This window comes from Paenarthrobacter sp. TE4293, from assembly GCF_050435325.1.
Classification (GTDB): Bacteria; Actinomycetota; Actinomycetes; order Actinomycetales; family Micrococcaceae; genus Arthrobacter; species Arthrobacter nitroguajacolicus_C.
Map to the genome: position 1 here is coordinate 101720 of NZ_JBNJRY010000008.1, position 13098 is coordinate 114817.

14 protein-coding genes are annotated in these 13098 nt (G+C 63.8%); 7 read left to right on the plus strand and 7 right to left on the minus strand.

All coding sequences use genetic code 11. The features are described 5' to 3' along the window. Positions 1-35: 35 nt before the first annotated feature. Complete coding sequence (locus QF015_RS16675; RefSeq protein WP_310207463.1) at positions 36-1598, plus strand: 2-oxo acid dehydrogenase subunit E2; 1563 nt, start codon at positions 36-38, stop codon at positions 1596-1598. Between the two features lie 184 nt (positions 1599-1782). Beyond that, a complete protein-coding gene (locus tag QF015_RS16680) occupies positions 1783-2346 on the plus strand; it encodes a phosphatase PAP2 family protein (protein WP_310207461.1) in 564 nt (187 codons plus the stop codon). Between the two features lie 16 nt (positions 2347-2362). Here QF015_RS16680 and QF015_RS16685 read toward each other — a convergent pair whose 3' ends face one another. Continuing rightward, entirely contained in the window at positions 2363-3460 is a 1098-nt protein-coding gene (locus QF015_RS16685) for an amidohydrolase family protein (RefSeq protein WP_429390212.1), read from the minus strand. A gap of 214 nt (positions 3461-3674) precedes the next feature. Between QF015_RS16685 and QF015_RS16690 the strand changes: the two genes are divergently transcribed. Next, positions 3675-5075 (plus strand): APC family permease, encoded by a 1401-nt coding sequence (locus QF015_RS16690; RefSeq protein ID WP_429390213.1) that lies wholly within the window; start codon positions 3675-3677, stop codon positions 5073-5075. Here QF015_RS16690 and QF015_RS16695 read toward each other — a convergent pair. From QF015_RS16695 to QF015_RS16705, 3 genes are all read right to left on the minus strand, one after another. Continuing rightward, a complete protein-coding gene (locus tag QF015_RS16695; protein WP_310208576.1) occupies positions 5072-5383 on the minus strand; it encodes a hypothetical protein in 312 nt (103 codons plus the stop codon). The genes QF015_RS16690 and QF015_RS16695 overlap by 4 nt on opposite strands. Positions 5384-5556: 173 nt before the next feature. Beyond that, positions 5557-5985 (minus strand): universal stress protein, encoded by a 429-nt coding sequence (locus QF015_RS16700; protein WP_310207453.1) that lies wholly within the window; start codon positions 5983-5985, stop codon positions 5557-5559. Further along, positions 5982-7289: a PLP-dependent aminotransferase family protein gene (locus tag QF015_RS16705; RefSeq protein ID WP_310207450.1), complete on the minus strand. Its 1308-nt coding sequence runs from the start codon at positions 7287-7289 to the stop codon at positions 5982-5984. Before QF015_RS16705 ends, QF015_RS16700 begins: the two co-directional genes overlap by 4 nt. 111 nt (positions 7290-7400) lie before the next feature. Between QF015_RS16705 and QF015_RS16710 the strand changes: the two genes are divergently transcribed. The 3 genes from QF015_RS16710 (at position 7401) to QF015_RS16720 (ending at position 9913) form a co-directional block, all read left to right on the plus strand. Then, complete coding sequence (locus QF015_RS16710) at positions 7401-8249, plus strand: isocitrate lyase/PEP mutase family protein (RefSeq protein ID WP_310207447.1); 849 nt, start codon at positions 7401-7403, stop codon at positions 8247-8249. A gap of 115 nt (positions 8250-8364) precedes the next feature. Beyond that, a complete protein-coding gene (locus QF015_RS16715) occupies positions 8365-9393 on the plus strand; it encodes a hypothetical protein (RefSeq protein WP_310207445.1) in 1029 nt (342 codons plus the stop codon). Further along, entirely contained in the window at positions 9374-9913 is a 540-nt protein-coding gene (locus QF015_RS16720; protein ID WP_429390214.1) for a hypothetical protein, read from the plus strand. The genes QF015_RS16715 and QF015_RS16720 overlap by 20 nt, the downstream gene beginning before the upstream one ends. A 32-nt stretch (positions 9914-9945) precedes the next feature. Here QF015_RS16720 and QF015_RS16725 read toward each other — a convergent pair whose 3' ends face one another. The 3 genes from QF015_RS16725 to QF015_RS16735 all read right to left on the minus strand — a co-directional run bounded on the left by QF015_RS16725 (position 9946) and on the right by QF015_RS16735 (position 12086). Next, complete coding sequence (locus QF015_RS16725; protein WP_310207439.1) at positions 9946-10419, minus strand: DUF1990 family protein; 474 nt, start codon at positions 10417-10419, stop codon at positions 9946-9948. Between the two features lie 81 nt (positions 10420-10500). Then, positions 10501-11328, minus strand: a complete 828-nt coding sequence (locus QF015_RS16730) for a GerMN domain-containing protein (RefSeq protein WP_429390215.1) — start codon at positions 11326-11328, stop codon at positions 10501-10503. Between the two features lie 191 nt (positions 11329-11519). Further along, positions 11520-12086 (minus strand): NAD(P)H-dependent oxidoreductase, encoded by a 567-nt coding sequence (locus QF015_RS16735; protein ID WP_310207434.1) that lies wholly within the window; start codon positions 12084-12086, stop codon positions 11520-11522. Between the two features lie 126 nt (positions 12087-12212). On the opposite strand from QF015_RS16735, the gene QF015_RS16740 reads away from it, so the two are divergent. Beyond that, on the plus strand, positions 12213-12818 hold the full coding sequence (locus QF015_RS16740) for a TetR/AcrR family transcriptional regulator (RefSeq protein ID WP_310207432.1): 606 nt from the start codon (positions 12213-12215) through the stop codon (positions 12816-12818). Positions 12819-13098: the final 280 nt, after the last annotated feature.

The window sequence follows — 13098 nt, forward strand, 5'->3', positions numbered from 1 at the left end:
CTTCGCTGCCTGGTAACCGGAAATCGAGGACCACTGTGACTGTAAAGAAATTCAACCTGCCGGACGTTGGCGAAGGCCTGACCGAAGCCGAGGTCGTGGCTTGGAAGGTCAAACCGGGAGACGTCGTTGCCATCAACGACGTCCTGTGCGAGATCGAGACCGCCAAGTCCCTCGTCGAGTTGCCCTCGCCCTTCGCCGGCACGGTGACTGAGCTGCTGGTGGAAGAAGGCATCACGGTGGAGGTCGGTACGGCGATCATCGCTGTTTCCGAGGGCGCGGAGGACGGGACGGTGCCGGCAGCGCCGGAGGCCCCCGCCGTCGAGATGCCTCTGTACGGCAAGCTGCCCGCCGACGACGCCAGCGACGACAACCGTCCTGCCGGTGGTCCGCTGGTAGGTTCGGGCCCCAAGGCGGACGCCGTCAAGCGCCGTGCGCGAAAGCGTCCGGCTGGTTCGGCTGAGGCGGCCCCGGTCGCCGAAAGTGCCGAGGGCACAGTCCAGGATCATCAGGCAGTTTTGGAAGCTACGGCGGCAGAACCGTCGGGGCCGCACCGCACGACGCCGGCACGCACCGCCGTCGCGCAGGTCACCCAGCCGCCGGCCGCCCAGTCGCCGGCCCCGCAGATGGCGCCAGCCACCGCCGGCCAGTCGGCAGCGTCCCGCGGTGCTGCCATCAGCGGCACCATCAGTGGCCTGGTCAATAAGGTTCTTGCCAAGCCTCCGGTGCGTAAGTTTGCGCGTGATCTGGGGATCGACCTGGCCGACGTCGTGGCCACAGGCCAGCGCGGCGAGGTGACCCGGGAGGACCTGGTGAGCTACCAGGCGCAACGCGATGCCGAACACGATCAAGCGGACTCGTTCTGGGGCGCCTCCAAGAAGCCCCAGGACCAGCGCGTCGAGCGTCTGCCGGTCAAGGGTGTCCGCAAGGCGACCGCCAAGGCCATGGTGGAGTCCGCGTTCTCAGCCCCGCACGTCAGCATTTTTGTTGACGTGGATGCCAGCCGCACCATGGAGTTTGTCAAGCGACTGAAGGTCTCCCGGGACTTCGAGGGCATCAAAGTCTCGCCCCTGCTCATCCTCGCCAAAGCCGTGATCTGGGCCGCGGCCCGCAACCCCAGTGTCAACGCAACTTGGGTGGATAACGCAGACGGGAACGGAAACGCCGAAATACAGGTCAAGCACTACATGAACCTGGGTATCGCCGCCGCAACTCCGCGTGGTCTCATGGTCCCCAACATCAAGGATGCCCAGGACCTTTCGCTCAAGGAACTGGCTCTGGCACTCAACGAGTTGGCCACCAAGGCCCGCGCAGGGAAGACGCAGCCGGCAGAGATGCAGGGCGGGAGCCTGACCATCACCAACATCGGTGCGCTGGGCATTGATACCGGAACGCCCATCATCAACCCGGGCGAGGTAGCGATCATCGCGTTTGGAACCATCAAGCAGAAGCCTTGGGTTCTGGATGGGGAAGTCATTCCGCGGTGGATCACCACGCTGGGCGGTTCATTCGATCACCGTGTGGTGGACGGCGACCTGTCGGCACGCTTCATGGCCGATGTTGCAGCCATTCTCGAAGAGCCGGCGCTGCTGCTTGACTGACAGACAAGCCTCTCCAGGCCCGGGTCCTTCGTACCCGGACACGTCTTCTGTTGAAGGAGAGAATGCCGGCGATTCCGGCCATAAGCTCCCTCAACAGGTGGTGCCCCCGCAGCGGCATGTAACCCCACAGCGGCATGTGCCGCCGCAGCTGACGACGGGTCCCTGGCGCACAGTAGCCCGCGTCTTGACGGAGGTGTTTCAACCGCCGGTTGTGGTGATGGTCCTGTTGTTGATCAGTCCCGCAATCGAGCCTGGGTTCCCGGGGACCATGTGGTTTGGACTCATCGCCGCCCTGTTCGTCTGCGTCCTGCCGCTGGCGTATGTGCTGGTGATGGTCAAACTGGGCAGGATCACGGACCACCATGTCAGCGACCGGCGCCAGCGGCCGGCTTTGCTGCTCATGACATTGGTATCCGTAGTGGTCGGTTTAGGGGTGCTGCAGTGGCTGGATGGTCCGGTGAGCGTCTCGGTCATGATCATCGCGCTCATCGGAGGCATAGCCGTTTTGGCGGTGGTGAGTGCGTTCTGGAAGATGAGCGGGCATGCGTCCGCCTTGGCCGCCGCCGCGGTCATTGTCGTTTCAATGTTTGGACCCGCCTGGCTGCCGGTGCTGCTCGTGGTGCCGGCCGTGGGCTGGTCGCGTTTGGTCCTGCGTGCCCACACCCTTGGACAGGTCATCGTTGGGTCCCTGTTTGGTGGAGTTGTCATCGCGGGCCTGTGGTGGTTGCTGCGCGAATGGATGCTCTAGCCGATGGCCTGGAGGGTCACCGGCGGAGGGTCACTGGCCTTCCACCCCGGAGCACCCTCACCGGGGCAGGCCGGTTGACCACAAGTTCCGGGATGGAGTTCGCTGCGAACTCCAGTCTGTCCGGAGAGCCAGGGCCGGAGAAGTTCTTCACCGCAGTGGATCCGAGCAGTTCTGCACCGGCGGCCGTAGCGATCCGGAAGCACCGTTCAAGCTCGGCATCGCTTAAAGCACCTGTGCGGTAAGCGAGGAGATGTGTCCGGTCCACCATGCTGCCCGTTCCGAAAGGTGACCATGCATCCCGGACTCCATCGGAGCCGAGGGCAACTTTGACCCCGTGACGTTCCATGAGGTCGAGGACGGGGACCGGATCTGCGCCGAGGGCACAGGTTGCCATCCACAGGCCGGCCGAAGCCATCGCGTCCAACGTGCGCCCCAAACCGGGTAGCTCCGGATCGCAGAGGGCAAAAGCATGCCCGATCGTCACGCGGCCCTGCATGCCTTCGGCCAGTGTGCGCTGTGCGATTACACGGACCTGCTCCAGGCCTTCAGGTCCGGCATCGTGGAGGTGGATGTCCACATCTCTGCCATGCCTGTTGGCCAGGCCAAAAACGGCGTCCAGATGACCATCCATATCGCCGTCCAGTGAAGCAGGATCGATGCCGCCGACCAAGTCGGCCCCTTCAGCCAATGAGGCCTCCATCAGGTCCAACGTTCCGGGGTTGCTCAACATACCGAACTGCGGGAAAGCAACAATTTGGACGTCCAGGAAGGGTGCCAGCCGTTCAGCTGCGGCCCTGACACCGTGGATATTCCGCAAGCCGATCTGCGAGGCCACATCCACATGCGCCCGCATCGCCATGGTCCCGTTGAGGACTGCTTGCCGCATCAGGGCGAAGGCCCGTTCCTCGACACTTTCCTCGAAGGAAAGTTGTGCGCGGAGATCGTTATCGATGAGGTCTCTCAGCGTATGTGCGGAACGACGGGACAGCCATCCGGCGCCCCACGTGGTCTTGTCAGGGTGGATATGCGCGTCCACGAAGCCCGATGTCAGCACGGAGCGCTTTTCGTCGGGCATGAGGCCGGGTACTTCCGTCTGCTGTGAATGAGTAGTCATGACAGTCCTCTCCGTATCCACCATTACGGTATACCAAGACTTCAGGCAGGGTGGATCCAGAAGCCCAAATGCCGGTAATAAGGCACAGAATCCGCCAACAGCCACAAGGCTGGAAAAGTTTTGGGATACCAAACCTTGTACAACACTCGCGCGTGCGCCTAATCTAATGAACATCATTCATTTATGTGATGTGGATCGCATCGAGGAGAACGCCATGTACACCACCCCAACCAGCGGAGCCGAGGCTCCTGTATCAGGACCCACGCTAAGGCGCGTGCTCGGATTGCCGTCCCTCGTCGCTTTCGGCCTGACCTCCATGGGCATTCTGTCCGTGGTGGCGGTGTACGGCGCCGGGACCGAGATCAGCGACGGGCACTTGCCGGCGGCCTACATGGCAGCCCTGATTGCCATGCTCTTCACGGCCCACAGTTACGGTCAGATGGCACGGCACGTTCCCGTCACCGGCGGCGCCTACGCTTACGCCTCCCGGGCGTTCGGCAAGCCTGTGGGCTTCCTGGTGGGCTGGGCCATGATGCTCGACTACTTGTTCCTGCCGATGGTGAACTTCCTGCTCTTCGGCCTCTATCTCAACAGCCTGCTGCCCGGTATACCGCCCCAACTTGCAGTCCTGGCCTGCCTGTTGGTGGTGGGTGTGTTCAGCGTGATTGGGGTCGGGTGGATCAAGAAGATGAATTTCCTCGTGGTGACCGCCTCGGTCTTGGTCATCATCGCTTTCGTGGCACTGGCAATACTCAACGCCCCGGACCTGACCATGGAGAACGTCACGCGGCCCCTCACTCTTGGGCAAGGGGGAATTGCTCCGGTCATGGCGGCTGCCGCCATCGTCGCCTTTGCGTTCCTGGGATTCGACGGCGTCTCCACACTGTCCGAGGAAGCGCGGACCCCCAGGAGGGATGTGCCGCGCGGCATTATCCTCTCCACACTTTTTGCCGGTTTGGGCTACACGCTGTTTTCTGTGGCCGGCAGTCTCATAGCCCCGGAGTGGCGATCCATCGAAAACCTGGACGCGGCGGGAACGGAGCTCATGCAGCGCGCCGGGGGCGACGTCCTCATGGTGGTCTTCGTGATCGTGAACCTGGGGGGACTTGTCCTCTGCGGCACGGCAGCCCAAATGAGTGTCAGCCGGGTCATCTATGCCATGGGAAGGGACAGGATCCTGCCCGGTGCGCTGGCCTCGCTCAACCCACGCTTCCGCACGCCCCACGTTGCGGCCCTGCTGGTGTCCGGTGTCTCCCTGGTTGCCCTCTTCATCACGTTGGAGCAGGCCGTGTACATGATCAACTTCGGGGCATTGATCGCCTTCGCCGTGGTGAACCTGGCGACCATCAAGGTGCTGTTCTTTGACCTGAGGAAGCGCGGTGCCACGGGAATCCTGCGGAACTTGTTGCTGCCTCTGCTGGGCTTCGCCTCTATCGCCTGGCTGTGGACATCACTGGCGTGGTTCACGTACCTGCTGGGAGTCACATGGCTGGCCATAGGAGCAACCATCTTCGTGCTCCGTCGCCGGCACGTCGGAGGTCCCACGGACCTCGGTTTCGATGACGCGGATATTGCCGACCCGCCCCTCACCGGGGCGCGCAGCGTTGAAGCCTAGAACGCCGGGTAACTGACCAGCAGCGCCTGAAGTTCCGTCGTCGACATGTTGTTGGCCATTTCCACGCTGATGCCCATGGCAACGGCAGCAATGGTGATCATGGCAACGCACGCGACGGAGAGGAAGCGCCAATCCTTGCGGAAGATGCTCCTGAAGGTTTCGGGCATATCAAGTCCCGGAGTGATCATGTTGGGGGCGCTGTCCCAGGAGCCGTCATCGAGCATCGCGACGATGCGATCGTTGCTGCGGTCATAGCGCATGGTGCTGATGTTGTTGCCGTGGCGGGCAAGAAGGATGTCGTGTCCCACGCGCTGGCGCGGCTGCAAAGTAAGCAAGAAGAAGTTCCCCTGAAGTCGGATTTTGGAGGTGGCACGCGCCATTGGGGGCATCTCGATTTTATAACAATGACTTCGGGGGAAGGGGCCATAAGACGCCAAACGCCGGGTGAGACTCCCCACCCGGCGTCGTGATTCAGCTCGCTTTACGGCTGGTCTGTCTTGGCGATGTAGACATCGCAGGGTGCAGTGTGGGCAACGGTGTTGGCCACGCTGCCCAGCACCCGGCCCAGGCCCTGCATGCGCCGGTTGCCCACCACGATCAGGCGGGCATCCTGCATTTCGGCTTCCTTCACCAAGGCTTCGCCGGGCTTGCCACGCGCTGCGGAGTAGGTGATGTCAAGGCCCTCATGGGTCAGTCGCTCTGCCACGGTACGGGCTACGGTTTCCGCCTCGGCAGCGTCGGAGACAATCCACTTGTCGGTGCCGATCTCAACCACCTCTGTACGGTTGCTGTCGAAGGCGCTGACCACGCGAAGGCTTGCTCCGAGGCCAAGTGCCAGCTGCTGGGCAGCCTGGGCTGCCCTCATTGCCGTCTCGCTGCCGTCTACTCCGACAATCACAACTCCGGTCATTGTGCTGCTCCTTCAGTGGTGGCTTTGATGGCATCTGCCAGGACAGGGGCCAAACGGCGGACGCCTTCGGCAATCGTATCGGGCGGCACCGCGCTAAAGGCCAGTCTTAGCTTGTTGGAGGGGCCGTCGGCGGGGGAGAAGGCAGCACCGGGAATGAAGACCACGCCGGCGTCGATGGCCTTGGCGAGCAGTGGATACGTGTCCACGCCTTCGGGCAGGGTCACCCAGACGAAGAATCCACCGTCCGGCCTGGTCCACGTAAGCCCGGCGGGCATGTAGGCATCCAGCGCCGAAAGCAGGGCCTCGCACCGCTCGGCATACAGCTTGCGGTACGTATCAATCTGGCCCTTCCAGTCGTACTCGCGAAGATACGCCGAAACCAGCATCTGGTTCAGGGGCGGCGGGCAAAGGGTCACTGCCTCGGAGGCAAGGTAGAAGCGACGCTGCAGATGTGCGGGAACCAGAGCCCACCCGATCCGGAGGCCGGGCGCAAAGATCTTGGAGAAGGAGCCAAGGTAAATGACATCGTCCGGGTTGGCCGCCCGCATCGGGGCGATCGGATGGCCGTCGAACCGCAGGAGCCCGTAGGGGTTGTCCTCAAGGACAATAATATTCGCGTCCCGGCATATATCGACGATCCGTTGCCTGCGCTCCTCGGCCAGGGTGATCCCGGACGGGTTGTTGAAGTTGGGAATCGTGTAGAGGAACTTGATGTTCTTGCCCTCTGACTGGAGAGCAGCGATCCTGGCCTCGAGAAGCTCCGGTACCAGACCGTCGTCGTCCATTTCGATGGGTTCCACCTGGACCTGGTATGCCTCGAACGTGTTTAAAGCGCCCACGTAAGTGGGGTTTTCCACCAGGACCACGTCGCCGGGATTGCAGAAGACCTTGGTGGCAACGTCCTGGGCCGACTGCGAGCCGGCGGTGATGACAACATTCCCGGGGAGGGCGTCAGTGATTCCTTCGGCTGCCATGATGTCGCAGATCTGCCGGCGGAGTTCCTCGGTGCCCTGGCCGCCACCGTACTGCAGGGCGGTCATCCCGTCTTCGGCGATGATGCGGGCGGCAGTCTGCCCGAGCTTTTCCAAGGGCAGTGACTGCAGGTAGGGGTTGCCCCCGGCGAGTGATACAAGGCCGGGCCGCATCGAGATGTCGAAGACATCGCGAACGGCGGATTGCTTGATGTTGGCGGCCCGCGCGGAGAACAGCTCCTCATGCGGGTGGGCGGCCGTGGCGGCCCGCTCGATGGCGTCGATGGCTTCAGCGGGCAACGTTGCGCCGGCATCCAATGTTTCGTGGGTCACAGTGACAGGATACTCCTCGATGTTGCTAATGAGGCAACAGTTGTTTTCGAATCGCTTCCAGTCTGGCACTTCCCGCTTTACGTCGTGACCGGGAAAGGCTGGAATGTAGCTATGACAGCGCACCGGGGATCTGTAACCAAGGCCGAAAAGTTCCACAAACTCCACCACGCCGGGCCTGTGCCGCTGGTGCTGGTCAACGTGTGGGACGCGGCATCCGCCCGCGTTGTCCAGGAAGCGGGGGCGACGGCGATCGCGACCTCAAGCTCGGCCGTCTCATGGAGCCTGGGGTTCCGGGATGGCGACCATGTCCCGTGGGGGCTGGCCATGGCCGCGTTGGGCCGGGTGGTCGGCGCCACCACACTGCCCGTGACCGCGGACATCGAAACCGGCTACGGGCGAACCGACGAGGAACTGCGGGCGACCGTCCACGCGGTACTGGACGAGGGCGCCGTCGGAATCAACATTGAGGACTCCGGCTCGGAGCCGCTCACTGACATCGACGAGCAATCGCGCCGCATAGCGCTCATCCGTGCCGTTGCCGACGACCGCGGCATCCCGCTGTTCATCAATGCGCGCACAGACACATACCTATCGGGCCGCTTTCCGGACACGGCTTACGACGAGACGCTGCGCCGCGCCGAGTCCTACGTCACTGCCGGCGCCGACGGCGTCTTCGTGCCCGGCGTCGTGGATCTTCATGTCCTCCACGAACTGTCCAGCCGCATTCCGGCGCCGCTGAACGCCCTGGCCGGCGTGGGCGCGCCGTCCCCGCTGGAGCTGCACGACGCCGGCGTACGTCGCGTCAGTATCGGCGGCAATACCGCCAAGGCGGCTTACGCCAAGGTTGCGCGCGTGGCGAAGGAGATTCTGGGGGACGGAAACTGGGCCGGGCTCGCCGGCACCCGCAGCCATGACGAGATGGACGCCCTCTTCGCGGAGGGTCCCAAATACAGCCTGTGAACGCAGCACGGCCAGTGGACTGACGCCCCGCACGACGGCGGCGCCAGCCTTTAATGTCCGACCCCGCCGATAGCTTGGGGTCAGAAGCAAAAGCCACCACGGCAGGGGAGGATGGATGGCACGACGCAGTGTGCAGTTCTGGCGCATCGAAGAGCTGAACGGCGAGGGGCTCAGTCGTCCATTTCCGGCGCGCCGGGTTGCGGAAGTCTTGAAGAAGGCCCAGGATGCCGCGACCGACCGGCATTTCACCAGCGTGGATGGCACGGTGCTGCTCGCACAGGCGGTGGCGTCCTCACCCCATCCCGTGCTCCTGCTGGACCGGGTGCGGGATACCAACTTGCCGAGCGTCGGGGACGCTCTTGGCCGCCGTAAACCCCTCCCGCTGGCTCCGGGAGACCACCTGTTGGAGACCACCTATTTTGCGTTCCTGAAGAGGAATGTCATCGCCGTGCTCACCAGCGGAAACGGCCCCCGGGCATCCCGGATGGGGGAGTACCTCGGCGGAATGCTGGGACTTGAACCCACCCTGGTTCCGGTGGTGAGGGAGGACATCGAGGAAATCCTCACCCGGCTGGAAGTGAGCAGATTCGAGTTCGCGCTTCCGGCAGAGCGGCTGTCCGGGAAGCTGATGGAAGGCGAATGGGCCGACGTCCTGGACAGCGCCTCGCGCCTCATGAACGAAGGGACGTTCCGGATTTCCCTGAGCGTGGGCCGCTCCGGCAAGGCGGAGGACAAGCAGCGGATCCGGGACCGCATCCAACAACTTATCGACCTCTTCCGCAGGGCCGGTTCCGTGGAGCACTTCGACTACGTGGTGGCCGAGGGCAAGGATTCCCTGACCGGTGACCGCGAAGTGGTGGATCTGCTGAAGGAACGGTTCATTTCGCACATAGAGGTTGATCCTGACGTGTTCAATGACCCGCAAAAGTCGGTGGCTGAGGCCATTGCCATCCTGAACAAACAGGCCAGGGACAACGAGGAATTCTTCGCGCGTACCCTGCCGGAGGTCAAGGGGCAGGCTGACTCGAGCCTGGTGCCGGACATCGTGGCAGGTGGAGTCGCAGCTGCGCGGGAGGCACTCGCCGCCGCGACACTGAGTGCTGAAGCCCAAGGCGGTGCAGGCCATGAGCTTGTACGAGGTTGATATCGAACGTACCGGGCGCCGGCGGACGCTGTGGCGGTGGTTCCTCCTTCATCCCACGGCCGACTTCCTGTGGGCGCTCCTTGCGGTCCTGATCTGGCTGGGAATCTCACTGTTGGCAGGTCGCCCTCTGATGCTGGAGGGCATTGATGCCGTCACCCGGCGAACCCTCTTCCAGACGCTCGCCACCCTGGCCGGGGCCACGGCCGGGCTGACGCTCACCAGTGTTTCCATGCTCATCAATGTGCTGGGCAAGAAGGCTGCGCCGGGCCAGCGGGAACTTCCTTTGGAGAAACTCTCGGCAACCCACCGCCGGCAGATTGGTGAGGTGTTCCTGTTCGCCATTCCCGGGCTTGGACTACTGCTGGTCGCCGGACTCGTCACCATGGTGCTGGAAGGAGGCGGCCCCACCGGCCTATGGCTGCCCGAGGCCGTGGTCTTCGTCTTGGCTTTCGCCTCGGTTCTTGCCCTGTTGCGCGTTGCGTGGGCCCTGCGGAGGGTCCTGGCGATTGCGACGGCGTAGTCCGAACCTGCTGCCTCGTTGCCGCGCAGCTCTTACAGCAACGCCCGGAGGTACCTGCGCCGCACCAGCCGCTGCAGAACCAACAGGACCGGGTAGAGCGCCCTCCAAGGTTGCTGCTGTGCCGGCCCTGTCAGCGACCGGATCGTCAGGCTCACGTGGTTCCCCTCGCGATGCACAATGAAGGCCTCCTCGCCGGAGACGGGATGTCCCGGAAGCGTCCGGTAGGCGAAGCCCACCCTTTCCGGCTCTTGGACGACGGCAACAACTTCCACCGGTTCCAGCACTCGTATCCCGGGAAAGTGCGCGGTGACGAGCACTCGGTCGCCAACTGACACCCGATCCAGTGAATCGACCGAGAATCCACTCGCGGTCTTCACTCCCCATCGGAGCACCTGGTCCGTGGCACGTTCCCACACAGCGTCGCCAACGCCCACCGCCGCCGATACCTCCGAGCGGCGGAACCCGCCATCCGCCAATGGCCACACGAGAAGATCCGGACTTGTCATAGGCCCATCTTCCTGCAGCACGTCCCCGCTCCGCTCATCCGTTGGCAGACAACCACGGACCAGCGGTGCAGCGCCCAGGCATCAACGGACGCTGAGCGCCTCCGTCAACGTCCTGCCGTTGACATAGATTTCGGCCCTTGAGGCCCCGCTGGCCGACACGATGGTGTGTGTCAGTTGAGCTTGGATGCGTGGAATGTCGCACACACCACCGGGCCTCAGGGATCCGCTGAGGTTCACCACTACGGTGGCTCCGCTCATGTAGCCGGACAGATAGCGCAGCGATGAACCAGCCAGTGCGTCGTAGAGGGCGGCGTCGCTGTCCAGCGGCATTCCGGCATCCAGCAACCGTCCCAGGGCGATGGTCAAGGGATCGCCCGGCACCGCCACGCCGCGGACCGGCACCAGGCTGTCGTTGCAGCCGAACCGCACGCCGCGGGCGCCGCCGTCGTTGATTGCCACGTAGTAGACCGCCGGACCGGAGGCATCGACGGGAACCGCCGTGCCTGGCGTGGAAGGTTCCGGAGCGCTGGTGCCTGGTTCAGGCGACGGCTCGACGGCGGGACCTTGCTGGGTAGGGGCGGCGGAGGGAACGGGCGCGCTGGAGGCAGAAGCACTGGGAAGGGGCGAGGCCTGTCCACGCGGCGGGACGGAAGTCGCCGAGGCGGGCGGAGGCGACGCAGCGGGTACAGCAACCGAGGGAGTTCCTGCAGCGGAAGCAACAGAAGCCCCGGGCGCGGCACTGCGCGAAGCAACAGGCGAACTCATGGAGACCGTTGGCACAGGATCGTTGCCCTCATCGGTACCTGCAGGACCGGCGGGGACAGCAGTGCAGCCAACCACCCACAGGCTGAAGACAAGGCAGGCAGCCGCGATCGCCGTCGTACTTTTTGGTCCCCGTCCGGCATGCATGACAGCCCGCGCTCCTGTCCGTCCACCTGTACCTCCAACGTTAGGACGGGACGGCGGAACACAACATGCCGCTACGGTGACGGTTCGGACAAGAGTTGATCACGCTGGAGCCGCCGGCAGTCCAGCAAGCCGGCGGGAACGCGAATGCCCCGCTCCGCAGGGAGCGGAACGGGGCATTGACGGCGAAAAGACTAGGCTGCTGCTTCGTCGTCCTGGACGGCCGTCAGGGGCTCGAAGATGCCCTTGATCTGCTCGACTACCTCGGCGTCGTCCTTCGGGTGCAGTTCAGCGAAGCGGATCATGGAACCCGGAACGGCAAGCTTGACGTCTTCCAAAACCTTGGCGCCGGCGATGCCCGCGGCCTTGCGGGCTTCGTCCTGTGCCCACACGCCACCGAACTGGCCAAAGGCGGTACCGACGACGGCGGTCGGCTTGCCGGCCAGGGCACCGGCGCCGAACGGGCGGGACAGCCAGTCGATGGCGTTCTTCAGGGAGGCGGGCATGGTGCCGTTGTGCTCGGGGGTGACCAGCAGGATGGTGTCGGCGTCGGCGGCGGCGGCGCGGAGGGCGGCTGCTTCGGCGGGAACCTGGCCTTCGACGTCGATGTCCTCGTTGTAGAACGGGATGGTGCCCAGCGAGCCGTGGATCTGCACATCAACGTTCTCGGGTGCGTTCAGCTGGATGGCTTCTGCAAGCTTCTTGTTGTGGGAATCGGCGCGCAGGCTGCCGACGAGGGTAAGAACGGTGCTCTTGGACATGGTGTCTCCTTAAGTCTGGCCAGGTGCCTTGCGGAACCCGGCCTGCGGTATCTGGGCCTATGGGGCCTTCACCGATACTAAACGGACTGCGGTCCGCTTTCTATTCCCGGGGTCTAGAATATTTCTGTGAGCTCGATCCCCATTCGGCCGGACGTGCCCCCAGGTGCGCCCCACGAGCGCAGTGACGCAGCGAGAAATCGCGAGCGGTTGCTCAATGCTGCCCGCGATCTGGTGGCTGAGTCCGGTGCCGAGGCGCTGACCATGGATGCGCTCGCCTGCAAGGCCCACGTGGGGAAGGGCACGGTCTTCCGTCGCTTTGGCAGCAGGGCGGGGCTCATGATGACGCTGCTCAGTGATTCCGAGTCTGAGTTCCAGCACGGTTTCATGTTCGGGCCGCCGCCGCTGGGCCCCGGCGCGCCGCCCCTCGACCGGCTGATTGCGTTCGGAGAAGGCCGGATCTTCTTCGTCCTGGAAAACGGTGAACTCCTCAAGGCGGCAGGTGCTGCCACCCGTAACAGGTTCGACGTCCCGGCGACGAAGCTCTCGCATCGCCATATGGAGATCCTGCTTCGGGAGGCAGGAATCGTGGATCCGTGGGTCATGGCGATGTCCCTGACCTACGCACTGGACCCCGAACGGATCGTCGACGACGTCCGCGTCCGCGGCATTTCACCCACCCGCCTCACCGACTCGTGGCGCGAACTGATCACCCGCCTGCTCCGTTCAGCCTGAGCTGCGGGGCTTGGCGTCCGCCTTGTTAGCGCCCCCATTGCCGACACTCCAAGTGCTCTAGTGTCGCCAGCGTCGGTAACGTGACGCAGTCTGCACATAACAATCTGGCTGCAGGCGTGAAACAGGACGCGAGGAAGCAAAACGTGAAGCAGTTATTGTGGTAGTTTCCTCTTGAATGTGACGCATGCCATACAGGGCTGGTGATCACTGAAGGGGCGCGGGGGAGCCAACAACCCGCTGCGCCAATTCGTAGCTGACGCCGGCCACAGCCGGGAACCGC

Coding starts and splice junctions, on each gene's coding strand:
- QF015_RS16690 (WP_429390213.1), top strand. CDS start 3,675: ATGTACACCACCCCAACCAGCGGAGCCGAGGCTCCTGTATCAGGACCC.
- QF015_RS16685 (WP_429390212.1), bottom strand. CDS start 3,460: ATGACTACTCATTCACAGCAGACGGAAGTACCCGGCCTCATGCCCGAC.
- QF015_RS16715 (WP_310207445.1), top strand. CDS start 8,365: ATGGCACGACGCAGTGTGCAGTTCTGGCGCATCGAAGAGCTGAACGGC.
- QF015_RS16735 (WP_310207434.1), bottom strand. CDS start 12,086: ATGTCCAAGAGCACCGTTCTTACCCTCGTCGGCAGCCTGCGCGCCGAT.
- QF015_RS16700 (WP_310207453.1), bottom strand. CDS start 5,985: ATGACCGGAGTTGTGATTGTCGGAGTAGACGGCAGCGAGACGGCAATG.
- QF015_RS16710 (WP_310207447.1), top strand. CDS start 7,401: ATGACAGCGCACCGGGGATCTGTAACCAAGGCCGAAAAGTTCCACAAA.
- QF015_RS16720 (WP_429390214.1), top strand. CDS start 9,374: ATGAGCTTGTACGAGGTTGATATCGAACGTACCGGGCGCCGGCGGACG.
- QF015_RS16730 (WP_429390215.1), bottom strand. CDS start 11,328: ATGCATGCCGGACGGGGACCAAAAAGTACGACGGCGATCGCGGCTGCC.
- QF015_RS16725 (WP_310207439.1), bottom strand. CDS start 10,419: ATGACAAGTCCGGATCTTCTCGTGTGGCCATTGGCGGATGGCGGGTTC.